At 70.2% G+C, this 20,672-nt stretch carries 21 protein-coding genes and 2 riboswitches; of the genes, 10 read left to right on the top strand and 11 right to left on the bottom strand.

What is annotated here, in order from left to right:
• Positions 1-65: 65 nt before the first annotated feature.
• Genes HJ588_RS07300 through HJ588_RS07290 form a run of 3 tightly spaced genes read left to right on the top strand, consistent with a single transcriptional unit; the run spans position 66 to position 3,490 of the window.
• Positions 66-1,781: an APC family permease gene (locus HJ588_RS07300; RefSeq protein ID WP_171153531.1), complete on the top strand. Its 1,716-nt coding sequence runs from the start codon at positions 66-68 to the stop codon at positions 1,779-1,781.
• Positions 1,782-1,790: 9 nt separating this feature from the next.
• Positions 1,791-2,675 (top strand): SCO6745 family protein, encoded by an 885-nt coding sequence (locus HJ588_RS07295; protein ID WP_171153529.1) that lies wholly within the window; start codon positions 1,791-1,793, stop codon positions 2,673-2,675.
• Positions 2,675-3,490, top strand: a complete 816-nt coding sequence (locus HJ588_RS07290) for an MOSC domain-containing protein (protein WP_246241773.1) — start codon at positions 2,675-2,677, stop codon at positions 3,488-3,490. The genes HJ588_RS07295 and HJ588_RS07290 overlap by 1 nt, the downstream gene beginning before the upstream one ends.
• A gap of 6 nt (positions 3,491-3,496) precedes the next feature.
• On the opposite strand, the gene HJ588_RS07285 is transcribed toward HJ588_RS07290, so the two are convergent.
• The 6 genes from HJ588_RS07285 to HJ588_RS07260 are packed head-to-tail and all read right to left on the bottom strand — an operon-like array spanning position 3,497 to position 8,592.
• Complete coding sequence (locus HJ588_RS07285; protein ID WP_171153524.1) at positions 3,497-3,922, bottom strand: organic hydroperoxide resistance protein; 426 nt, start codon at positions 3,920-3,922, stop codon at positions 3,497-3,499.
• A gap of 24 nt (positions 3,923-3,946) precedes the next feature.
• Entirely contained in the window at positions 3,947-5,080 is a 1,134-nt protein-coding gene (locus HJ588_RS07280) for an LLM class flavin-dependent oxidoreductase (RefSeq protein ID WP_171153522.1), read from the bottom strand.
• The gene (locus HJ588_RS07275; RefSeq protein WP_171153520.1) at positions 5,077-5,874 is read right to left on the bottom strand and encodes a DUF1684 domain-containing protein; all 798 of its coding nucleotides are present in this window, start codon (positions 5,872-5,874) and stop codon (positions 5,077-5,079) included. Before HJ588_RS07275 ends, HJ588_RS07280 begins: the two co-directional genes overlap by 4 nt.
• A gap of 15 nt (positions 5,875-5,889) precedes the next feature.
• Complete coding sequence (locus HJ588_RS07270) at positions 5,890-6,837, bottom strand: transporter substrate-binding domain-containing protein (protein WP_171153517.1); 948 nt, start codon at positions 6,835-6,837, stop codon at positions 5,890-5,892.
• A gap of 23 nt (positions 6,838-6,860) precedes the next feature.
• Positions 6,861-7,619 (bottom strand): amino acid ABC transporter ATP-binding protein, encoded by a 759-nt coding sequence (locus HJ588_RS07265; protein WP_171153515.1) that lies wholly within the window; start codon positions 7,617-7,619, stop codon positions 6,861-6,863.
• A 4-nt stretch (positions 7,620-7,623) separates the two neighbouring features.
• A complete protein-coding gene (locus HJ588_RS07260; RefSeq protein WP_171153513.1) occupies positions 7,624-8,592 on the bottom strand; it encodes an amino acid ABC transporter permease in 969 nt (322 codons plus the stop codon).
• Positions 8,593-8,602: 10 nt separating this feature from the next.
• A riboswitch (SAM riboswitch) is annotated at positions 8,603-8,715 on the bottom strand.
• 138 nt (positions 8,716-8,853) lie between these two features.
• Between HJ588_RS07260 and HJ588_RS07255 the strand changes: the two genes are divergently transcribed.
• The 5 genes from HJ588_RS07255 (at position 8,854) to HJ588_RS07235 (ending at position 13,750) form a co-directional block, all read left to right on the top strand.
• Positions 8,854-9,309 carry an RrF2 family transcriptional regulator gene (locus HJ588_RS07255; protein ID WP_171153511.1) on the top strand — a complete coding sequence of 152 codons (456 nt, stop codon included), beginning with the start codon at positions 8,854-8,856 and terminating at the stop codon, positions 9,307-9,309.
• A 69-nt stretch (positions 9,310-9,378) separates the two neighbouring features.
• A riboswitch (SAM riboswitch) is annotated at positions 9,379-9,489 on the top strand.
• A gap of 67 nt (positions 9,490-9,556) precedes the next feature.
• Positions 9,557-10,762, top strand: a complete 1,206-nt coding sequence (locus HJ588_RS07250; protein WP_246241772.1) for an LLM class flavin-dependent oxidoreductase — start codon at positions 9,557-9,559, stop codon at positions 10,760-10,762.
• 11 nt (positions 10,763-10,773) lie between these two features.
• Positions 10,774-12,147, top strand: coding sequence for an NtaA/DmoA family FMN-dependent monooxygenase (locus tag HJ588_RS07245; protein WP_171153507.1), 1,374 nt, complete (start codon positions 10,774-10,776; stop codon positions 12,145-12,147).
• Positions 12,144-13,259, top strand: a complete 1,116-nt coding sequence (locus HJ588_RS07240; protein WP_171153505.1) for an LLM class flavin-dependent oxidoreductase — start codon at positions 12,144-12,146, stop codon at positions 13,257-13,259. Before HJ588_RS07245 ends, HJ588_RS07240 begins: the two co-directional genes overlap by 4 nt.
• Positions 13,256-13,750, top strand: a complete 495-nt coding sequence (locus tag HJ588_RS07235; RefSeq protein WP_212755325.1) for a flavin reductase family protein — start codon at positions 13,256-13,258, stop codon at positions 13,748-13,750. The genes HJ588_RS07240 and HJ588_RS07235 overlap by 4 nt, the downstream gene beginning before the upstream one ends.
• Positions 13,751-13,756: 6 nt before the next feature.
• Here the strand turns inward: HJ588_RS07235 and HJ588_RS07230 are convergent, their stop codons facing one another.
• The gene (locus tag HJ588_RS07230; RefSeq protein ID WP_171153500.1) at positions 13,757-14,359 is read right to left on the bottom strand and encodes a TetR/AcrR family transcriptional regulator; all 603 of its coding nucleotides are present in this window, start codon (positions 14,357-14,359) and stop codon (positions 13,757-13,759) included.
• A 117-nt stretch (positions 14,360-14,476) separates the two neighbouring features.
• Between HJ588_RS07230 and HJ588_RS07225 the strand changes: the two genes are divergently transcribed.
• Complete coding sequence (locus tag HJ588_RS07225) at positions 14,477-15,022, top strand: NADPH-dependent FMN reductase (protein WP_171153498.1); 546 nt, start codon at positions 14,477-14,479, stop codon at positions 15,020-15,022.
• 107 nt (positions 15,023-15,129) lie between these two features.
• Here the strand turns inward: HJ588_RS07225 and glmM are convergent, their stop codons facing one another.
• From glmM to rplM, 3 genes are all read right to left on the bottom strand, one after another.
• The gene (gene glmM, locus HJ588_RS07220; protein WP_171153496.1) at positions 15,130-16,485 is read right to left on the bottom strand and encodes a phosphoglucosamine mutase; all 1,356 of its coding nucleotides are present in this window, start codon (positions 16,483-16,485) and stop codon (positions 15,130-15,132) included.
• A 176-nt stretch (positions 16,486-16,661) separates the two neighbouring features.
• Positions 16,662-17,171: a 30S ribosomal protein S9 gene (gene rpsI / locus HJ588_RS07215; protein ID WP_171153494.1), complete on the bottom strand. Its 510-nt coding sequence runs from the start codon at positions 17,169-17,171 to the stop codon at positions 16,662-16,664.
• A gap of 32 nt (positions 17,172-17,203) precedes the next feature.
• Positions 17,204-17,653: a 50S ribosomal protein L13 gene (gene rplM / locus HJ588_RS07210; protein WP_171153492.1), complete on the bottom strand. Its 450-nt coding sequence runs from the start codon at positions 17,651-17,653 to the stop codon at positions 17,204-17,206.
• A 215-nt stretch (positions 17,654-17,868) separates the two neighbouring features.
• Here rplM and HJ588_RS07205 point away from each other — a divergent pair, with 215 nt between their 5' ends.
• A complete protein-coding gene (locus HJ588_RS07205) occupies positions 17,869-18,441 on the top strand; it encodes a winged helix-turn-helix domain-containing protein (RefSeq protein ID WP_171153491.1) in 573 nt (190 codons plus the stop codon).
• A 6-nt stretch (positions 18,442-18,447) separates the two neighbouring features.
• Here HJ588_RS07205 and HJ588_RS07200 read toward each other — a convergent pair whose 3' ends face one another.
• The gene (locus HJ588_RS07200) at positions 18,448-20,550 is read right to left on the bottom strand and encodes an acyltransferase family protein (RefSeq protein ID WP_171153488.1); all 2,103 of its coding nucleotides are present in this window, start codon (positions 20,548-20,550) and stop codon (positions 18,448-18,450) included.
• Positions 20,551-20,672: the final 122 nt, after the last annotated feature.

The following is a 20,672-nucleotide window of genomic DNA, read 5'->3' as shown; positions in this document are numbered from 1 at the left end:
GCTGCAACGCGGCCCGGGCGGTGAGGTAGGTCACGTCACCCGCGGGCCCGTGGAGAGGAGCCCGCATGACCACGACCGAAGATCGTTCGCCGCTCGGCTACCCGGAGGCCGCGCACGGCAAGGGACTGAAGAAGGGCGCGATCGGGCTCGTCTCGAGCGTCGTGGTCGGCGTCGCGTCGACCGCACCGGCATACAGCCTCGCCGCGAGCCTCGGCTTCGTCGTCGCCTCGAGCGGCGCGCTGCTCGCCGGGGTGAAGGCGCCGGCGATCATCCTGCTGGCGTTCATCCCGATGTACTTCATCGCGGTCGCCTACTCCGAGCTCAACAAGGCCGAGCCCGACTGCGGGACCTCCTTCACCTGGGCCTCGCGCGCCTTCGGCCCGGTCACCGGATGGCTGACCGGCTGGGGGATCATCGCCGCCGACGTGATCGTGATGGCCAACCTGGCGCAGATCGCCGGCGCCTATTCGTTCACGTTCGCCAACGACCTCGGCATCCACAACTCGCTGGACAGCGACATCTTCTGGTCGACGGTCGCCGGCATCATCTGGATCGCGGTGATGACCTACATCTGCTACCGCGGCATCGAGGTCAGCGCGCGGATTCAGTACGCGTTGCTCACGATCGAGGTGCTGACGCTGCTGATGTTCGCGACCGTCGCACTGGTCAAGGTCTACTCCGGCAACGCCGAGACCTACTCCCTGCACCCGCAGTGGTCGTGGTTCTGGCCGGGCGGGCTCAACTTCGGCGACGTGATCGCCCCCGCCCTGCTCACCGCGGTCTTCATCTACTGGGGCTGGGACAGCGCCGTCTCGATCAACGAGGAGACCGACAACCCGGAGTCGACCCCCGGCCGTGCGGCGGTCATCTCCACCCTGCTGCTGCTCGCCACGTATGCCGTGGTGACCGTCGCGACCGTTGCCTTCGCGGGGGTCGGCAAGGAGGGTGTCGGGCTCGGCAACCCGGCCAACGCCGAGGACGTCTTCTCGGCGATCAGCCCCGACCTGTTCGGCGACAGCTTCATCGGCAAGGCCGGCATGCTGCTGCTGTCACTGTCGATCCTGACCTCGGCGTCGGCGTCGACCCAGACGACGGTGCTGCCGACGGCGCGGACGTCGTTGTCGATGGCGGCATACAAGGCGTTCCCGGCGAGCTTCGCGCGCATCCACCCGCGCTTCCTCACCCCGTCGGTGTCGACCATCGCGATGGGCGTCACCTCGATCCTCTTCTACCTGATCTTCACCCTGATCAGCACCAACCTGCTCAACGCGCTGATCGGCTCGATCGGTCTGATGATCGCGTTCTACTACGGGCTCACCGGGTTTGCCTGCGTGTGGTTCTACCGGCGCCAATTGACTTCATCGGTGCGCAATTTCGTGATGCAGGGCGTCATTCCGTTCCTCGGCGGCCTGATCCTGCTCGGCGCCTTCTGCTACGCCGTGCAGCAATACGCGCTGCCCGACTGGCTGACCGACGACAAGGGCAACAACGTGACGATCTTCGGCATCGGCGCGGTCGCCTTCGTCGGGGTCGCGGCGCTGCTGCTCGGCGTCGTCGTGATGGTGATCTGGTGGCTGATCTCGCCGGACTATTTCCGCCAGCGCACCCTGCCCCGCCTCGCGGCCGACGAGCTCGTGCTGGTCCGCGCGTCGATGGACCCGGCCGAGGACGACCAGGTGCGGCTGCCCGACTCGGGCCTGCCCGACATCCTCGTGCGCGGCGACCGCAGCAACCTGCCGCGCGGCGCGACAGCGCGCCGCCGCGACGAGCTGGACGATTAACCTCTGCGTATGACGCTGCCGCTCGCCCACGACGACACCGCTCGCGGGCTCGCCCGCCAGACCTACCGCACGCTGGAGCCGCTCCACCTGCTCGCCTACTTCAATCCCTACGCCCGGGAGGCGCAGAAGGAGCTCGGGCTGCGCTGGACGGCCTACTACGTCGGGGCGCGCGGCGGCCCACTCGGTGACGTGCCGGGCCGGGTGCTGACCGCCACCTTCTTCAACTTCAACGGTGCGATCGTCGAGCCGGGGTGGCAGGCGGCCAAGGACCGCGGCCTGAACCAGGTGATGGCGTCCCGCGAGCGATCCGTCACCCGCACCCTCGACGACATCTTCGGGGCCGACGACGCGGTGGTGGCCCGGTCGCTGGTGGAGCGCTGGCGCCCCATCGCGGAAGGGCTGCCCACGGTCGGCCGCCCGCTCGCGGCAGCGTGGGCGGCGATGCCGTGGCCCGATGCGCCGTTGCTGCAGCTGTGGCACGTGACGGCGCTGCTGCGCGAATGGCGCGGCGACGGCCACATCGCGGTGCTGGTGCAGTCGGGTCTGACGCCGGCCGAGGCGCTGGTCTTCCACGAGGCGGCACACCCCGACCCGGCCGCTCGCAAGTCGACACTCGGCCGGGAGATGGCACAGGGCAGCCGTGGCTGGTCGGACGATGAATGGGCGGCCGCCGCGGAGTCGCTGCGGGCCCGCGGGCTGCTGGAGCCGGACGCCGAGCGCTATACCGCCGACGGCGTGGCGTTCTACGACGCACTCGAGCTGGCAACCGACGACGCCGCCGCGGGCATCTGGACGTCGGTCGACGACGGCGAGGGCCTGCTCGCCGACACCCGGCCGCTGGTCAAGCGCGTCATCGACGCGGGCGTGCTTCCCGGCACCACGAAGAAGTCTTGATGCGGGTCGTGTCGCTGCGGGTATATCCGGTGAAAAGCACTGCGGTGCGTGAGGTTTCGAGCAGCTACCTCAGTCGCGCCGGCTTGCGCGGCGATCGTGAGTGGATGGTCGTCGACGCCGAGGGCGCGACGGTCACCGCACGCGAGCTGCCGGCGTTGTTCACGATCTCCGCGGATGCGCCGGGGCCGGCGCTCGAGGACCCACTGGTGCTGCGCGCACCCGGTGTCGAGCCGCTCATCGTGGCACGGCCGGCCGGACCGCGTGTGTCGGCCCGGATGTTCACCCGGCCGCCGATGGACGTCATACCGGCCGGGGGCGAAGCCGACGCGTGGCTGCAGCGGGCGCTTGGCGTCCCGGGGCTGCGATTGGTGTGGTGTGACGACCCGACGCGCCGATCGCTCAACCCGGCGTTCTCCCGGCCCGGCGATCACGCGCGCCTGCAGGACGGCTACCCGCTGTCGGTGTGCTCGCTCGCGTCACTGCGACAGCTCAACGAGTGGATCGCGCAGGCGGGCGGCGAGGCGCTGCCGGTCGAGCGCTTCCGGCCCAACGTCGTGATCGACGGGGACGAGCCGTTTGCCGAAGACCGTTGGGAGAGCGTGCAACTCGGCACGGTGACGCTGCGGGCCGCGAAGCCGGTGGACCGCTGCGTGATGACGTTGATCGACCCGTTGACGCTGGCCAAGGGCAAGGAGCCGATCCGCACGTTGTCCAGGCACCGGCGCTGGGACGGCAAGACCTGGTGCTGCCACCACCTGATCCCCGACGGCGAGGGGCAGCTCGCCGTCGGGGACGAGGTAATCGCATCCCGCTGAGCGTCCTCAGGCAGGCTCGCCGACGACGGTGACCTCGATGTTGCCGCGGGTCGCCTTGGAGTAGGGGCACATCTGGTGCACCTGTTCGACCAGCTCCTGTGCCTTGGCCGCGTCGACCCCGGGGATCTTCGCGGTGAGGGTGATTCCGAGGCCGAAGCCGGAGTCGGTCTTGCCGAAGCTGACGTCGGCGGTGACCGTCGACTCGCTCGTGTCGAGGCCCTCTCGCCCGGCCACCGCGTTGAGCGCACCGGAGAAGCATGCCGAATAGCCTGCTGCGAAAAGGGTTTCGGGGTTTGCCTTCGGGTTGGACGTGCTGCCCGGCTTGCCGAGCGGCAGGTCGATGACGCCGTCCGCGCTCTTGACGGTGCCGTCGCGACCGCCCTTGGACGTGGCGGCGGTGGTGTAGAGGACGTCGGTGACCTTCTCTGGCATGTGCACTTCACCTTTCGGGAGAACTCACTCGGAGCCGACCGGCACCGCGCGCTGCGCGCGGTGTTCCGAGTCGGTGACACGACTCTCACACACCCCGGCGGCGGGGTCGGCGCTGGCCCCGCCCCAGACCGGTGGGCCCGGCAGCCGGCGTAGTGCGGGCGCCACCTGCGCCGCGAACAGCTCCAGGCTGTGGCGGTGGGTCTGCTCGGAGACGCCCTGCCCCTCGGCCGCGACGTGCAGCACGGAGTGCCCGAGTCGCTCCTGGTAGCGGCCGACCTTGTCGATGACCTCCTCCGGACTGCCGATCAGGGCGGAGCTGCGACGCACGAAGTCGTCGAGAGTCGGAAAGACCGGCTCGACACCGATGTTGGCCTGCATGGCGAGGTATGCCGCGAACGCCGGCTCGAAGGCGGCTCGAGCGTCCTGCGAGCGCGCCGCGATCGACAGGCCGGCGGAGCCGGCACCGACGGTGAGCAGGGCCGGGTCGTGACCGTAGTGCCCCCACTGCTCGCGGTAGTGGTCGACGAGCGCGGCATACGGCTCGATCGGGCCGGTGACATTGGCAGAGAAGAGCGGATCGCCATAGCGGGCGGCGAGGTCCACCGACTCCCTGCTCGTCGCGCTGCCGTGCCACACGCGGATCGGCCGCTGCAACGGCTCCGGCCACACCTCCGCGTCCCGCAACGGCGGGCGAAACCTCGTCTCGGCGGTCACCGGTTGATCACGCCACAGAGCCCGAAACACCTCGTACGACTCGGCATTGCGCTCCCACTGATCCTCCGGCGTGACTCCGAAGAGGTCGCGCTGGGCGGTGCCGTTGCCCTTGCCGATGATCAGCTCGAGCCGCCCGTCGGACAGGTGGTCCAGGGTCGCGTAGTCCTCATATGCGCGCACGGGGTCGAGCAGGCTCAACGTGGTCACAGCCGTGAAGAGCCGGATGCGGCGGGTGAGCGCCGCCAGGTGGGAGAGGAGCACGGTGGGCGACGAGGAGAGGAACGGCCGCTCGTGCCGCTCGCCGACGCCGAAACCGTCGAAGCCGAGCGACTCGGCCAGCTCGGCGGAGCGCACCACCTGGGCGAAGCGCTCCCGGGTCGGCACCAGCGTGCCGGTCGCCGGGTCGGGCGCGTGCACGACGAGGGTGATCGCAAGCAGCTTCATCGCGGCAGACGCTCCCCCGCAGTGACCGCGAGCGACAGCTTGTTCGCCGGAGGCGGCAGCGGGCACGTCGCGAATTGCGTGTAGGCACAAGGCAGATTGGTCGCGCGGTTGAAGTCGAGCACGACGCGCCCTGCCGCGTCGGGGGTCACCGTGAGCGAGCGCACGGCGGGATGCGTGGTCACGCCGGCCGTCGCGTCGGAGAAGAGGATCAGCAGCTCGCCGTCCGCGTGACCCGGGAAGGCGAGCAGCGTGAAGTGCGCGCCGGCCCGCTCGAAGCCGACCTCCCCCACCGCGTCGTAGACGTGCTCCAGCCCGTCGACGCGGGTGGGCGCGGGCTCGGCATACGGGGTGAAGTGTGCCTGGATCCGCCAGCTCGCCCGCACCGGGAATGCCTCCGTCCCGAGGTATGCCGTGCGGACCGGGTTGTCCGGGTGCCGCGGACGCACGATGTCGTAGCCGCCGCGTTTGGCGACCTCGATCGCGATATCGCCGAAATGCACTGTGACTCCTCCACGTTCGGGCAACACACCGAAGGAGTGCCGGCCCGTCAGCTGCTGGCCGGCGAGGTCGAGGGACTCACCGGGCCCGAGGTCGACCACGACGCCGTCCTCGGTGCTGGTCCATTCGCCGGGCGCGTCGGGGAAGCTGCGCGGTTCCTCGTCGAGGAAGTGCAGGCCGGTGATCGCGAGGAATCCGTGGCGGTCGGCCCGCTTCTCCTCGTGGGCGCGGTGCCACGCCGCCCACTCCTCCTGCAGAGGATCGGTCGCGGTCGCGGTGTCCTGGTGGATCGTCATGGTGTGTCTCCGTTCTCAGAAGGTCGGTGCCGGGTTGAGTGCGGACTTGTCGATGACCGACGATCCGACCTGCCACTTGTCGAAGATCCGCTGGTAGGTGCCGTCCTTGATGAGGTCGTTGACGGCGGCGACGAGCGCGGGCGCGATCGGTGACTTCTTGGCGGTCACGAACCCGACTGGGGTGTGGGTGACCTCGCCGAGGAACGTGGTGCCGGTGATCTTGGAGGTCAACACCTTGAGGCTGAGGGTCGGACCGAAGTAGACGTCGACCTTGCCGTTCTGCAGGCCCAGGTAGATCGGGGCCGTGTCGGCGAAGTACTGCACGGTGTAGGGCTTCTTGCCGGCCGCGGCGCACTTGGCCTGCTCGCTCTGCAGGAGTTTCTGGAAGGTGGTGCCGGGGGACGTGGCGATCTTGAGCCCGCAGACATCCTGCAGGGTGCGCACCTTCTTCACCGGCAGGCCGCTGCGCCCGACGAACGACTGGCCGTCACGCAGGTAGGTCGCGAAGTCCACGACCTGCAGCCGGTCCTTCGTCACCCCGAAATTGGCTTGTCCCACTTGGTATTTGCCGTTCTGCACCCCGGGCACGATGGTCTGGAAGGTGCCGGTGTCCACCTTCCAGTCGATGCCCAGCTTCCGCGCGACCGCCGCCCGGATGTCGAGGTCGAGGCCGACCTGCTTGCCGCCCTCGATGCCGGCGTGCGGAAGGCTGGCGGTGCCGGTCACCTGGGTGGTGCCCAGCGTGAGCTGGTTGCTGCGCTGGACTTCCTTCGGCAGCAGCGCGCGAGCGGCGCCGTCGACGGCGACCTTGGAGGTCACGTCTGCTGCGGGCACGGCCTTGGCAGCGCCTCCTCCGCCTCCGGCGCCCGCCGAGCTCGTGCTGCTGCCGCAGGCCGCGACCAGGAGGGTCGTCGCAGCGATGGAGGCCGCCGCGACGGCATGGCGAAATCGACTGATATGCATGACAATTGGTCCTCTCGGAGGGGTTAAAGCACCGCGGACAGGAATGCCCGAGCGCGGTCGTTCTCGGTGTGGTCGAGCACTGCGGCCGGCGGCCCCGTCTCGACCACTCGGCCGTGATCGACGAAGACGACCTCGTCGGCGACCTCGCGGGCGAAGCCGATCTCGTGGGTGACCACGATCAGGGTGATGCCGCTGTCGGCGAGGTCCTTGATGACCGCGAGCACCTCGCCGACCAGCTCCGGGTCGAGCGCGCTCGTCGGCTCGTCGAACAAGATGAGGTCGGGATCGACCGCGAGCGCACGGGCGATCGCCACCCGTTGCTGTTGACCGCCGGACAACGCACTGGGATAAGCGTTTTCGCGGCCGGCCAGGCCCACCCGCGCGAGCAACTCACTCGCCCGCCGGCGCGCCTGCTCGGTCGGCACTCCGGCGGCGAGCTGGCCCTCCATGATGTTCTGCGCCGCGGTCTGGTGACCGAAGAGATTGAACTGCTGGAAGACCATGCCGATGCGACTGCGCTGCCGGGCGATCTCCCGCGGCGACCGCTCGCGCAGCCGGTGACCGTCGCGCCGGTAGCCGATGATCTCCCCGCCCACCTCGACGTAGCCGGCGTCCGGTGACTCCAGGTGGTTGATGCACCGCAGCAGGGTGGACTTTCCCGAGCCGGACGGCCCGAGGATGACCGTCACACTGCCCGCCGCCACGTCGAGGTCGATGCCGTGCAACACCTCCTGACCGGCAAAGCTCTTGTGCAGGCTGCGGATTCGCACACTTCCGGCCATGACCTCAGGCCTCCACTCGGAGTCGGCGATGCGAGAGGGGGTGCAGGTTGGACCGCCATACGGCCAGTGCTGAGCGGTGTGCCGATCCGCGTTTGCCGCGCGAGAAGCGGCGCTCCAGACCGAGCTGCAGGACCGACAGCAGGCTGGTCAACAGCAGATACCAGACCGTCGCCACGATGAGCAGCGGGATGACCTTGAAGTTGTCGTTGTAGATCAGCTCGGTGGCGCCGAGCAGATCCTGCACCGCGATCACGCTGACCAGCGAGGTGGCCTTGAGCATGCCGATGAGCAGGTTGCCGGAGGCCGGGATGATCGCCGGCATCGCCTGCGGCAGCACGACCCGGCGGAAGGTCCGCACGCGGGTGAGGCCGAGCGCGTCGGCCGCCTCCGTCTGACCGCGTTCGACCGCCAGGATCCCGCCGCGGACGATCTCGGACGCGAACGCCGCGACGTCGACCGTGAGGGCGACGTATGCCGCGGCGACGGCCGACAGCAGGTGCGTGGTCTGCACCGCGACGAACTCCGGACCGAACGGGATGCCGAGCGAGAGCCGGGGATAGAGGGAGGCGAGTTCGAACCAGAAGAGCAGTTGCACCAGTGGCGGCACCGACCGCACGAACCACACGAAGCCGAAGCTGACCGAACGCAGCACGGTGTTGTCCGACAGGCGAAGGGCCGCGACGCCGATGCCCAGCAGGTAGCCGCTCACCATCACGGCGGCGGTGAGCCACAGCGTGAGCACGAGTCCACGCAGGATCGCCGCACTGAAGAGGTAGTCCCCCACCACGTGCCATTCGAATCGCGGGTTGGTGAGCAGCGTGTTGACCAGCATGGCCAGCAGGACGAGCGCCGCGACGGCGATCACCCACTGCAGCGGCCGACGCCGACCGACCAGGACGGTGTCCCGCAGATCGTCCTCCGGCACGGCCCTCTCGGACCGCACCGACGAGGATGCGGCAGTGACCAGGGGCATGGGTCTCCCTTTCTCGCGCTTATGCGCCCGGAGCCGGGCACATCCGGTGGTCACCTGGAGCACCCCACCGCGGCGGAGGGTTGCCGGACAGCAAGCCAGGGCTTGACGCTGCCTCTCGTCACCTGCGCCGAACATAACCAGTTGTTTTGTCTTACACAAGGTTTGGCTATTCCCTACTCACATGGTGGACATTCGGTGTGCCCGGAGCCGCTATCGTGGGTGGCTACGCCTGCTCACCGGCACCGAGGAAGGAGCGGCAGCGTGCAGATCTCCGCTCGCAGCGATTACGCGATCCGCGCCGCCCTCGAACTCGCCTCCCACTACCCAGAACTCGCCAAGGTCGAGAACATCGCGGCGGAGCAGGAGCTGCCCCGAAAGTTCCTCGAATCGATCCTCGGGCAGCTGCGGCGGGCCGGACTGGTCGAGACCCGTCGCGGCTGTTCCGGCGGATATCTGCTCCGTCGACCGCCCGCCCAGATCTATCTGGGAGAGATCATTCGCGCGGTCGACGGACCGCTCGCCGAGGTGCGGGGGCTGCGCCCGCACGAGACCGAATACGACGGCGTAGCAACGCATTTGCCTGATCTGTGGGTCGCCGTGCGATCCAGCCTTCGCTCCGTCCTCGACACGGTGAGTCTGCAGCAGCTGCTGTCGGGGAACTTCCCTGCGAAGGTCCGCCGACTCAACGAGATCGAGGACGCGTGGCTGCCGCGCTGACCCGCGCGCAATCCCTACCGATCGCGTAGACATTCGACAGATCGACCATCCTGGTCTACGGTCGGCACTGGTCACGAGAGACGACGCGAAGCCCTGGCTGGTCGTCCGGCAACCCTCCGCCGCGGTGGGGTGCTCCAGGTGATGACCCGGCGGCATCACCCGATGCCGCAAGCGCGAATCGTCTTTCACTTCAGCATGATTCGGTGATGACGACGCGACTCCGCACCCGTAGAAGGAAGCGATGTCGATGCCTCACAGCAACCCACTCCACCTCGCAGTCGCCCTCGACGGCGCCGGCGCACACCCCGCCGCCTGGCGCGCGGCCGAAGCCCGTCCCGACCAGCTCTTCACGGCCCGCCACTGGGTAGACGTCGTGCAGGAGGCCGAACGCGGACTGCTCGACTTCGTCACGTTCGAGGACGGCTTGGCGGCCACCGCCGACCACCATGTTCGCCCCTCACATCGCACCGACCTGGTGACCGGCCGACTGGATGCCGAGCTCGTCGCCGCGCGCGTCGCACCGGTCACCGCACGCATCGGCCTGGTGCCGACGGTGGTGGCCCCACTCACCGAGCCGTTTCACATCTCCAAGGCGACGGCGACACTCGACTACGTCAGCGGCGGACGGGCGGGTGTCCGGGTGCGCACGAGCGCCAGCCCGGAGGAGTTCGCCAATGTGGGCCGCCGGTCCGCGCCGGCACTCGTTGCGCAGGTCGGCGGCCGTGCGGCACCCACCGCGGAGGCGACGCGAGAGCTTTTCGGAGAAGTCGCCGACTACATCGAGGTGCTGCGACGCCTGTGGGACAGCTGGGAGGACGACGCCGAGATCCGGGACGTCGCCACGGGACGCTTCGTCGACCGGGATCGCTTGCACTACATCGATTTCGAGGGATCTCACTTCTCGGTCCGCGGGCCGTCGATCACCCCGCGACCGCCGCAGGGCCAGCCATTGGTTGCCGTCCTCGCGCACCAGCGGGACGGGCTGGAGCTGATCGGCCGCACCGCCGACATCGGACTGATCGCACCGGGCGACGAGGCCGCGGCGCGCGCGGACGTCTCCGTCATACGCAGTGCCGCCGTCGATGCCGGGCGTGACCCGGAGAGCGTCTCGGTGCTCGCCGACCTGGTGGTCTTCCTCGACGACACCGCACCCGCAGCCCGCGCCCGCAAGGACCTGCTCGACGACTGGCACGGGGAGGAGTTCGCCAGCGACGCGAGCGTCTTCGTCGGCACCGCGGAGCAACTCGCCGAGCACCTGGTCACCTGGCAGGAGTCCGGAGTCGACGGATTCCGGCTCCGGCCCGCGACGGTGCCACACGACCTCACGCAGATCACCCAGCAATTGGTGCCCGCGCTCCAGCGACTCGGCGCGTTCCGTGCGCACTACACAGCCGACACCCTGCGGGGCCACTTCGGGCTCGACCGGCCCGTCAGTCGCTACGCGATCGCGTGAGGAGCAGCCGAATGTCCAAGAAAACAAAGCAGATTCACCTTGCTGCCCACTTTCCCGGAGTCAACAACACCACCGTCTGGAGCGACCCTGCCGCCGGCAGCCACATCGAGTTCGAGTCGTTCCGTCACTTCGCCCGGACCGCCGAGCGGGGCAAGTTCGACTTCCTCTTCCTCGCCGAGGGGCTCCGGCTGCGCGAGCAGCGCGGGCAGATCTACGACCTGGACGTGGTGGGCAGACCCGACACCTTCTCGGTGCTCGCGGCCCTGGCCGCGGTCACCGACCACCTCGGCCTGACGGGCACGATCAACTCGACCTTCAACGAGCCCTACGAGGTGGCGCGGCAATTCGCCACGCTCGACCATCTCTCCGGCGGGCGCGCGGCGTGGAACGTCGTCACCTCGTGGGACGCCTTCACCGGCGAGAACTTCCGCCGCGGCGGTTACCTGCGCCAGGAGGATCGCTACGCGCGGGCCAAGGCATTCCTCGAGACCGCGACAGAGCTGTGGGACACCTGGGCCGCCGACGACCTCGTCGCGGACAAGGCGGCCGGCACGTTCGTGCGGCGCCCGGACGTCGGCAGCTACGCCCATCGCGACGAACACTTCGACATCGCAGGGCAGTTCAACGTGCCACGATCCCCGCAAGGTCGGCCGGTCATCTTCCAGGCCGGGGACTCCGACGAGGGCCGCGAGTTCGCCGCCGCGCGTGCCGACGCGATCTTCAGCAGGCACAGCACGCTGGAGGCGGGTCAAGCCTTCTATGCCGACGTGAAGCGGCGGCTGCCCGCCCACGGCCGCACCCGGGACGACCTGCTCATCCTGCCGGCGGCCACCTTCGTGCTCGGCGACTCGGACGCCGAGGCACGCGACCTCGCCGCCGAGGTGCGGCGCCAGCAGGTGAGCGGCGCGACCGCCATCAACTTCCTGGAGCAGCTCTGGAATCGAGACCTCTCGGCATACGACCCCGACGGGCCGCTGCCCGACGTCGACCCGCTGCCCGGGGAGAACACCGTCGCGCAGGGACGGGCCAGCGTGCGCCGCCACGAGGATGTCCTGCAGACAGCGCGCGACTGGCGCGAGAGAGCAGCCGCCGGTGGCCTGTCGATCCGCGAGCTCATCATCGAGGTGACCGCACGGCAGAGCTTCGTCGGTGCGCCGCAGACCATCGCCGGGCAACTCAACGACTTCGTGCAGCAGGACGCGAGCGATGGCTTCATCCTCGTGCCGCACCTCACGCCGACCGGGCTGGATTCCTTTGTGGATCAGGTCGTTCCGCTGCTGCAGGAGCGTGGCGTCTTCCGCACCGACTACGAGGGAGGCACCCTGCGCGACAACCTCGGCCTGCGGCCGCAGGAGCCGGCGGCCGATCGGCAGGCCGCCTCGTGAGCAGGGTGCCCTTGTCGGTGCTCGACCTGGTGCCGGTGCCGAGCGGCTCGACCGCCGGCGACGCGCTGCGCAACAGCATCGACCTCGCTCGCCGGGCAGAGGAATTCGGTTATCAGCGTTACTGGTTCGCCGAGCACCACCTCAACCCAGGCGTCGCCGGCACATCACCCGCGGTCGTGATCGCACTCGCGGCGGCCGCAACGTCGAGCATCCGTCTCGGCGCCGCAGCCGTCCAGATGGGTCACCGGACCGCCCTGTCGGTACTGGAGGAGTTCGCGCTCGTGGACGCGCTTCATCCCGGCCGCGTGGATCTCGGACTCGGCCGGTCGGGCGGCGCGCCGCCCAGTGGCGACGGCCCGACCGATGAGACGCAAACCCGCACAACCCCAGAAGGATTGGTGCTCCCGCCGCCGTTCTCCTTCGCTCACCTGGCCGGCTCACCGCGGATCGAGCTGCAGCGCTCCCTGCTCATCCAGCCCGGCGCGACGCCGCCGCCCTACGGCGATCAGGTGGCCGACCTGTTGGCCCTTCTCCGCGGCGGCTACCGGCACCCGAACGGCGAGCGCGCGCAGGTGGTCCCGGGCGAGGGAGCCGGACTCCAGATCTGGATCCACGGCAGCAGCGGAGGAGAGAGCGCGCGGCTCGCCGGTCGCCACGGGCTGCCCTTCGGGGCCAACTACCACGTCGCGCCGGCCAAGGTGCTCGACGCCGTTGCGGCCTACCGCGCGGCGTTCGAGCCGAGCAGTGCCCTCGCCGAGCCACAGGTGATCGTCTCCGCCGACGTCGTCGTCGCCGAGGACGAGGCGACCGCGCGAGAGCTGGCCGCAGGTTACGCGCCCTGGGTTCGTAGCATTCGCAACGCATCCGGCGCGATTCCGTTCCCGACTCCTGACGAAGCCCGGTCCCTGCCCTGGACCGATGCCGACGACGCTCTGGTCGCCGACCGGCTCGCCACCCAGTTCGTCGGCACCGCCGCCCACGTCGCCGACCGCCTCGATGCCCTGCAGCGCGCGACCGGGGCCGACGAACTGCTGGTCACCACCATCACCCACGACCACCAGGACCGGGTGCGGTCCTTCCAACTACTCGCGAAGGAATGGCAGCAGCGATGACCGTCACCACCGACTCGACCATCGAAACCGTCCGGCTGCGAAAGGTCTTCGCGGCATACCCGAGCGGTGTCACGGCCGTCGCCGCAATGGTCGGCGACGACCCCCGGGGCCTCGCGGCGAGTTCGTTCACCTCGGTGTCGCTCGAGCCCGCGCTCGTGTCGGTGTGCGTCGCGCACACCTCGTCGACCTGGCCGCTGCTGCGGGACCGGCCACATCTCGGGGTGAGCGTGCTGGCCGCCCACCAGCACCAGGCCGGCCGCGACCTCAGCGGTCCGTCGGCCGACCGCTTCCGTGATGTCGTATGGCGCAGCTCGCGTCTCGGCGCGGTCTTCGTCGAGGGCGCGAGCGCGTGGCTGGAAACCAGCATCGACAACGTGATTCGCGCCGGCGACCACGACATCGTCGTGTTGCGGGTGCTCGATCTCGGCGTCGACGGCGATGCCGAGCCACTGGTCTTCCACGGCAGCGCGTTCCGTCGTCTCGCGTCGTGAGCGCTCTCAGCCGACGAGCCTGCGCACCATGGTCTTCCAGTCGGCGATCAGGCGCTCCCGGCCGAGACCGCGCTCGACGCTCAGGTGGTAGGCGGTGTCGGAGTCGAGCGGACCGAGGACGGCCTCGGTGATCACGTCGAGCGCGTCGTCGATGCCGCACTGCCGCAACAGCATCCGCACGTGGGTGACCGACACCTTGCGAGCCGGCACGCCGAACCTCTCGATCGACACCCCTTGCATCGCGCGGAAGATCGCCCCGTGCACGCGCTGCAGGTCGAGGCGACCCTCGCCATACGCGAGGAGCCGGTCGAGCGGCGGTGCGCCCGGGCCGAGCGGCGGCGGCCCGGTGAGGAATGCCCGCTGGAAGTCGCGCTCGGTCTCGTCGGTGAGCGCGGCGAGCAGGCCCGACCGGTTGCCGAAGGCACGGAAGACGGTGCCCTTGCCGACGCCCGCCTCCGCCGCGACCCGGTCCATCGTCAGGGTGTCGACCCCGCCGGCCTCGACGAGAGCCATCGCCGCGGCGAGCACGCGGTCGGCATTGGCCGCCGCGTCCCGGCGCACCCGGGGGGCGGCCTGGGCGACCGGCAGGGAGCGGCGAACCTCGGACATGCCGCCCATCCTCGCATCCACCCGCCGGGCAGGACTTGGCGAGGGAAGAAAAGCGGACTATGGTCCGTTTATCCGCTCGGTAGCTACCGGCAGACTCTCCCGAAAGGCATTGACCCCATGAGCACCACTCTCGCCGTCGTCATCGGCAGCCCGCGCGCAGCTTCGATCCACCGGCAGCTCGCCGACGTCGTGGCGACGGTCGCACCGGAGGACGTGACCGTCTCGGTCGTGGACGGGCTGGACCAGTTGCCCTTCTACAACGAGGACATCGACACCCAGCCCGCGCCCGCCCCGGCGCAGCGGCTGCGCGACCAGCTCGGCGCCGCGGACGCGGTGCTGCTGCTCGCACCCGCCAACAACGGCACCCTGTCGGCGGTCCTGAAGAACGCGATCGACTGGGCCTCCCGCCCGTATGGCGAGTCCTCGCTCTCCGGCAAGCCGGTCGCGGTGTCCTCGGCCGCGCACAACACCAGCACGGTCGTCGACCACACCCACCTCGCGGTGACGATCGCCGGCGGCAAGCCGATGGCGGACGCCGCGGCCACCTTCTCGCTGAAGGACCTCGACGGCGTCGACGTCGCCAGCCACGCGCCCGTCGCCGACTCGCTGCGCGAGACCGTGCAGGCCCTGGTCAGCGCGGCCGGCGAGCGCGTCGCCGCCTGACCAGAGCGCATCGCCCGGCCCGTCGCAACCCTCCCGTCGAGAGGCCGGGTGCGCGCTGGTCCGGGCGCGCGCGTGCGGAAGGTTCAGAAGCCGGGTGCGCGCGGACGTCAGGCGGGCGCGAGCGCGAGCTCGCGGGCGACGACCTGGGCAAGCCGGTCGGCCACCTGCCGGGCGTGCTCGGCGGTCGGCGCCTCGACCATCACGCGCACCACGGGCTCGGTGCCGGACTTGCGCAGCAGCACCCGGCCGAGGCCGGCGAGCTGCGCCTGCTCGTCGCTGACCGCCGACTGCACCACCGGGTGCGCGTCGACCGCGTGCTTGTCGACGCCGGGGACGTTGACCAGGCACTGCGGCAGCCGGGTCATGCAAGCTGCGAGGTCGGTCATCGACTTGCCGGTGGACGCGACGCGCGCGGCGAGCATCAGGCCGGTGAGCACGCCGTCGCCGGTGGTGCCGTGCTCGAGCATGATGACGTGGCCGGACTGTTCGCCGCCGAGCGAGAAGCCGCTGCGTCGCATCTCCTCCAGCACGTAGCGATCGCCGACGTCGGTGCGCCGGACGTCGATGCCCTCGCGCTGCATGGCGCGCAGCAGGCCCTCGTTGCTCATCACCGTCGCGACCAGCGTGTCGCCGGCGAGCTCGCCGCGCTCGTGCAGGTCGATCGCGAGGATCGCCATGATCTGGTCGCCGTCGACCTCGGCCCCGGTGCCGTCGACCGCGAGGCACCGGTCGGCGTCGCCGTCGAAGGCCAGCCCGAAGTCCGCACCGGCGGCCGGCACGGCCTCGCGCAGCCGCTCGAGGTGGGTCGAGCCGTAGCCGTCGTTGATGTTGAGACCGTCGGGTTCGGCGCCGATGACCGTGACCTGCGCGCCGGCCTGCCGGAACGCCTCGGGCGCCACCTCGCTCGCCGCGCCGTGAGCGCAGTCGAGCACGACGTGCAGCCCCTCCAGGCGATGCGGTATGGCGCCGAGCAGATGCGCAATGTAGCGCTGCGCGCCTTCGTCATACGGCTTGATCCGGCCGACGACGGCGCCGGTCGGACGCGTCCATTCGCCGCGCAGGTGCTGCTCGATCGCGTCCTCCGTCGCGTCGGGCAGCTTGTGCCCGCCGCGGGAGAAGAACTTGATGCCGTTGTCCGGCATCGCGTTGTGCGAGGCCGACAGCATCGCGCCGAGGTCGGCGCCCGACGCCGCGGTCAGGAATGCGATCGCGGGGGTGGGCAGCACGCCCGCGTCGAAGACGTCGACGCCCGCCGAGGCGAGCCCGGCGACGGTGGCGGCGGCCAGGAACTCACCCGACGCGCGCGGGTCTCGCCCGACGACGGCGGTGGGCCGGTGCCCGGCGAACTCGCCCTCCTCGGCCAGCACCCGCGCGGCCGCGACCGACAGGTCGAGCGCCAGCTCCGCGGTGATGTCTCGATTGGCGAGGCCTCGCACCCCGTCCGTGCCGAACAAGCGACCCATGGATCACCAAAAACCTTCCGTGCCGAGAAATCAGGCCGTGAGAATCAGGCTGTGCGACGCGCCGTCCGGCGCGGAAGCTCCTTGCAGGGTAAGCGACGGAGCCGGAAAGCAAGCGGCCCGCCGGCCATGGAACGGCCGGCGGGCCCCCTGCGATTGCCGCGAAAGCGGCGGGTGGATCAGCGCTTGGAGTACTGCGGCGCCTTGCGGGCCTTCTTGAGGCCGGCCTTCTTGCGCTCCGGGACGCGGGCGTCACGGGTGAGCAGTCCGGCCTTCTTCAGCGCCGGGCGGTTGAGCTCGGCGTCGACCTCGTTGAGCGAACGGGCCACACCGAGGCGGACGGCGCCGGCCTGGCCGGAGCTGCCGCCACCGTGGACGCGCACCAGCACGTCATACGCGCCGTCGAGCTCGAGCACCTTCAGCGGCTCGTTGACGATCTGCTGGTGGACCTTGTTGGGGAAGTACTCCTCCAGGGTCTTGCCGTTGATCTTCCACTTACCGGTGCCGGGCACGATGCGGACGCGGGCGATGGCCTGCTTGCGGCGGCCGGTGCCGGCGCCGGGCGCCGAGGCGCTCGGGCGGCGGGTGGGCTCCTCGCCGTCGGCCGGGGCGGCCGAGGACTCGGAGGTGTAGCTGGTCAGCTGCGGCTCGTCGTCCTCCAGGACGTCGACCGTGGTCTGGTCGGTCATGTGTGATGTCTCCTAGGAAGTCCGGCGGGCGCTTACTGCGCGACCTGGGTGATCTCGAACGGCTGGGGCTGCTGCGCGGCGTGCGGGTGCTCCGGGCCGGCGTAGACCTTGAGCTTGGACAGCTGCTGACGGCCGAGGGAGTTCTTCGGGATCATCCCGCGGATCGCCTTCTCGACGGCCTTGGTCGGGCTCTTGGCCATCAGCTCGGTGTAGCTGGTGGTCTTGAGGCCGCCCGGAAAACCGGAGTGGCGGTAGGCCTTCTTCTTCTCCAGCTTGGCGCCGGTCAGCGCGACCTTGTCAGCGTTGATGATGACGACGAAGTCACCGGCGTCGACGTGCGGCGCGAAGGTCGGCTTGTGCTTGCCGCGCAGCAGCGTGGCGGCCTGGGTGGCCAGCCGGCCGAGCACGACGTCGGTCGCGTCGATGACGTGCCACGCACGCTCCTGCTGGAGCTGCGCGGGCTTGGGCGTGAAGGTACGCACGGTTCTGCCCTCTTCGGTTGCTATCGGTGCCGAGGCAGCCGGCGGGCCGCCTCACGAGAATCTGGTTGCGCGAAGCACAACGACCATCAAGTTTACGGGGCCGAGAGGTGCGGCCCCAAATCGAGCCGATCCGATGCGTTGCCAACGGTTTTCACGCCCCCGCCGGCCGCTGTGCGGCCTTGTGCACAGCAAGTGTGCACAACTATTGTGCATGTATGACGCCCGCCGACTCCGCCACGCCGTCCCCGAATCAAAGCCCCCTTCGGGCCCTGGCGCACCCGCTCCGCTCCCGGCTGCTCGCTCAGCTGCGCGTGCACGGTGAGGCCACCGCGACCGAGCTCGCCGCCGCGATCGGCACCCACACCGGCGCCACCAGCTACCACCTGCGCAAGCTCGCCGAAGCGGGACTGGCGGCCGACACCGGCACCGGCACCGGCCGTCGCCGGGTCTGGACCGCGACGACGCCGGAGCGCACCGCCGCCCCCGAGCCGCTCGACGCCGACGACGCCGCGGCCGAGCAGTGGCTGCAGCGGGATTACGTCGAGCACTTCGCCGAACGCGCCGGCGCCTGGATCGACGACGCGTCGCGGTGGCCGCCCACCTGGCAGGAGCATTGCGGGCTCACCGACCACGCGGTCGTGGTGACCACCGAGCAACTCACCGCACTCGACGCCGAACTCGCCGAGGTGATGGAGCGCTACCGCCGCGCCGGCGCGGGGACGCCCGGCGCGCGGCGGGTCGCGGCATACACCGCCCTGCTGCCGGTGGACCCGCCGCCGGCGCGCTGACGACCCTCAGAAGTCGAGCTGGGACTCCAGCACCGGTCGCAGCTTGTCGACGTAGGACGCGGTGACGTGGTTGCTGTCGCGGTAGACGATCATGTTGCCGACCACGACCGGGCAGGTGCCCGACTGGCAGAACCACGGCACCATGTCGACGAAGGTCGCGCCCGTGGCGGTGGCGGCGGACTTCCACAACGCGTTGCGTCGCGCGACGGCCGGGTGCTGCGGCTGCGCGCACGTGCCGTAGGTGGAGGTGCGGGACCCGAGGCAGCGCGAGGCGTCCTGCGGCAGCAGGTTGATGTCACTGATGACCGCCGTGCGCGGGGTGATGGAGCGCACCTCGCGCAGCGTCTTCTCCGCCTGGGTGCGGAACTGCTTGTCGGCGGCCGGCTCCGACTGGACCTGGCCGGTCTTCGGATCGACGAGGTCGCCGCCGACCTTCCCGCTCATGATCACCATGGCCGGCTTGATCGCGCGCAACTGGTCCAGCACCCAGCGCTGGAAGGTGAGGCACTGCGGGTAGGGCTTGCCGTAGTAGACCTCCAGCGCCTGCACCGGCACGCACGTCGCCTTGGCGAAGAGCACGAGCTTGTAGCCCTTCGCCTTGGCCAGATCGGACAGCGTGGTCATCCACTGGCCGGCGTGCGAATCACCCCAGAGCGCAATGACTTTCGATGAGGACGTGTCGCCGAGCGGGCAGAGTTTGTGCGACAGGCCCTCGGCCGTCGACACCGAACACCCCGGCTCCGGCTGGGACACGTCGGCCAGCAGGTCCGGCAGCGCCGGCACCAGCGCCTCCGGCAGCTTCTTGTTCGCCGTGGCGAACTGCGCGGACTCACGGACGTCCTGCTGCAGGGCGCCCGCCTGCTGGGCGGGCGTGCCGGTCACCGTCGTGGTGCCGGTGGACGCCTCGACCTTGGGCACGGTGGCGAAACCGATCTGCACGACAAGCGCACCGGCGAGCAGCACCGCGACGGCACCCGGCCAGAGCACCAGCGAGCGCAGCCGCGTGCGGGTGACCCACCGCGCCCGGCGGAAAGGCGTCTCGACGAACCGGTAGCTGAGCCAGGCGAGCGCGACGGCGGCCACCAGCAGCACGACACGGCCGCGCAGCGAGATCGGGTGCCCCTGGTAGGCCGGCGCCATGATCAGCAGCGGCCAGTGCCACAGGTAGAGCGAGTAGGAAATGTCGCCGACGAACCGCATCGGCGCGATGCCGAGGACCCGGCCGACCCCGAACTGCTCCGGCTCGGCACCGGCGAGCAGGATCGCGGCCGACCCGAGCACCGGCAGGGCGGCGGCGTAGCCGGGGAAGGGGGTGCTGGCGTCATACCCGAAGCAGGCGATGAGGATCGCGAGCAGGCCGCCCCAGCCGAGCGCGATCCGCACGGGCCGCGGGATCCGCGACAACTCTGGGGCAAGGAGGGCCAGCAGGGCGCCGATGGCGAGCTCCCAGGCGCGGGTGAAGGTCGAGAAGTAGGCGCTGCTCGGGTTGTGCCGGGTGTCCCAGAGCGACCAGGCGAAGCTGAGCAGACCGAGCACGATGACCAGTGCGGCGGCCCGCCGCACCGCGATGCGGCCGCGCGACCGGGTGCGCGCACGACGGCCGAAAGTCAGCCAGGCCACCGCGCCGAGTAGCAGTGGCCAGGCCAGGTAGAACTGCTCCTCCACGGCGAGCGACCAGAAGTGCTGCACCGGGGAGACGAAGGAGTTCTCGGCGAAGTAGTCGGTGCGGGCCGTGGCGAGCTTGATGTTCTCGCCGAAGAACGTCGCCCAGCGCACCTCCGACAGCACGGTGCGCAGGTCGCCGGCGGTGTAACAGACCGCGCTGCCCACCGCGATCGCAAGGAGTACGACGGCAGCCGCGGGCAGGATGCGCCGCGCGCGGCGTGCGTAGAAGTCGGCGATCGAGACCCGTCCGCGGTCACGCACCTCGCGCACCAGGCCGCCGGTGATGAGGAAGCCGGAGATCACGAAGAAGACGTCGACGCCGACGAAACCGCCGCTGAAACCGAGCAGCGACGCGTGGCTGAGCAGGACCGAGAGAACGGCAACGGCGCGCAGCCCCTGGATGTCGGCGCGGTCGCGCCGGTGCGTGGTGGCCGGGGAAGTCATCGACGCCATGGTAGGTGGCGCCGTCGCGCGGGCAGCGCATCCGCCCACGCCCGGCGTTGTGGGCCTGTCACACTCGCCGCGCGGCCGGTGTCTGGTGAGTGTCACGTCATACGAGGTCATAC

The organism is Flexivirga aerilata, assembly GCF_013002715.1.
Taxonomy (GTDB): Bacteria; Actinomycetota; Actinomycetes; order Actinomycetales; family Dermatophilaceae; genus Flexivirga; species Flexivirga aerilata.
This window is presented reverse-complemented; position numbering and strand designations above follow the sequence as displayed.

Excerpts from the sequence above, each read along its gene's own strand:
- HJ588_RS07300 (WP_171153531.1), top strand. The coding sequence starts at position 66 with ATGACCACGACCGAAGATCGTTCGCCGCTCGGCTACCCGGAGGCCGCG.
- HJ588_RS07295 (WP_171153529.1), top strand. The coding sequence starts at position 1,791 with ATGACGCTGCCGCTCGCCCACGACGACACCGCTCGCGGGCTCGCCCGC.
- HJ588_RS07290 (WP_246241773.1), top strand. The coding sequence starts at position 2,675 with ATGCGGGTCGTGTCGCTGCGGGTATATCCGGTGAAAAGCACTGCGGTG.
- HJ588_RS07285 (WP_171153524.1), bottom strand. The coding sequence starts at position 3,922 with ATGCCAGAGAAGGTCACCGACGTCCTCTACACCACCGCCGCCACGTCC.
- HJ588_RS07280 (WP_171153522.1), bottom strand. The coding sequence starts at position 5,080 with ATGAAGCTGCTTGCGATCACCCTCGTCGTGCACGCGCCCGACCCGGCG.
- HJ588_RS07275 (WP_171153520.1), bottom strand. The coding sequence starts at position 5,874 with ATGACGATCCACCAGGACACCGCGACCGCGACCGATCCTCTGCAGGAG.
- HJ588_RS07270 (WP_171153517.1), bottom strand. The coding sequence starts at position 6,837 with ATGCATATCAGTCGATTTCGCCATGCCGTCGCGGCGGCCTCCATCGCT.
- HJ588_RS07265 (WP_171153515.1), bottom strand. The coding sequence starts at position 7,619 with ATGGCCGGAAGTGTGCGAATCCGCAGCCTGCACAAGAGCTTTGCCGGT.
- HJ588_RS07260 (WP_171153513.1), bottom strand. The coding sequence starts at position 8,592 with ATGCCCCTGGTCACTGCCGCATCCTCGTCGGTGCGGTCCGAGAGGGCC.
- HJ588_RS07250 (WP_246241772.1), top strand. The coding sequence starts at position 9,557 with ATGCCTCACAGCAACCCACTCCACCTCGCAGTCGCCCTCGACGGCGCC.
- HJ588_RS07245 (WP_171153507.1), top strand. The coding sequence starts at position 10,774 with ATGTCCAAGAAAACAAAGCAGATTCACCTTGCTGCCCACTTTCCCGGA.
- HJ588_RS07235 (WP_212755325.1), top strand. The coding sequence starts at position 13,256 with ATGACCGTCACCACCGACTCGACCATCGAAACCGTCCGGCTGCGAAAG.
- HJ588_RS07230 (WP_171153500.1), bottom strand. The coding sequence starts at position 14,359 with ATGTCCGAGGTTCGCCGCTCCCTGCCGGTCGCCCAGGCCGCCCCCCGG.
- HJ588_RS07225 (WP_171153498.1), top strand. The coding sequence starts at position 14,477 with ATGAGCACCACTCTCGCCGTCGTCATCGGCAGCCCGCGCGCAGCTTCG.
- glmM (WP_171153496.1), bottom strand. The coding sequence starts at position 16,485 with ATGGGTCGCTTGTTCGGCACGGACGGGGTGCGAGGCCTCGCCAATCGA.
- rpsI (WP_171153494.1), bottom strand. The coding sequence starts at position 17,171 with ATGACCGACCAGACCACGGTCGACGTCCTGGAGGACGACGAGCCGCAG.
- HJ588_RS07205 (WP_171153491.1), top strand. The coding sequence starts at position 17,869 with ATGACGCCCGCCGACTCCGCCACGCCGTCCCCGAATCAAAGCCCCCTT.
- HJ588_RS07200 (WP_171153488.1), bottom strand. The coding sequence starts at position 20,550 with ATGACTTCCCCGGCCACCACGCACCGGCGCGACCGCGCCGACATCCAG.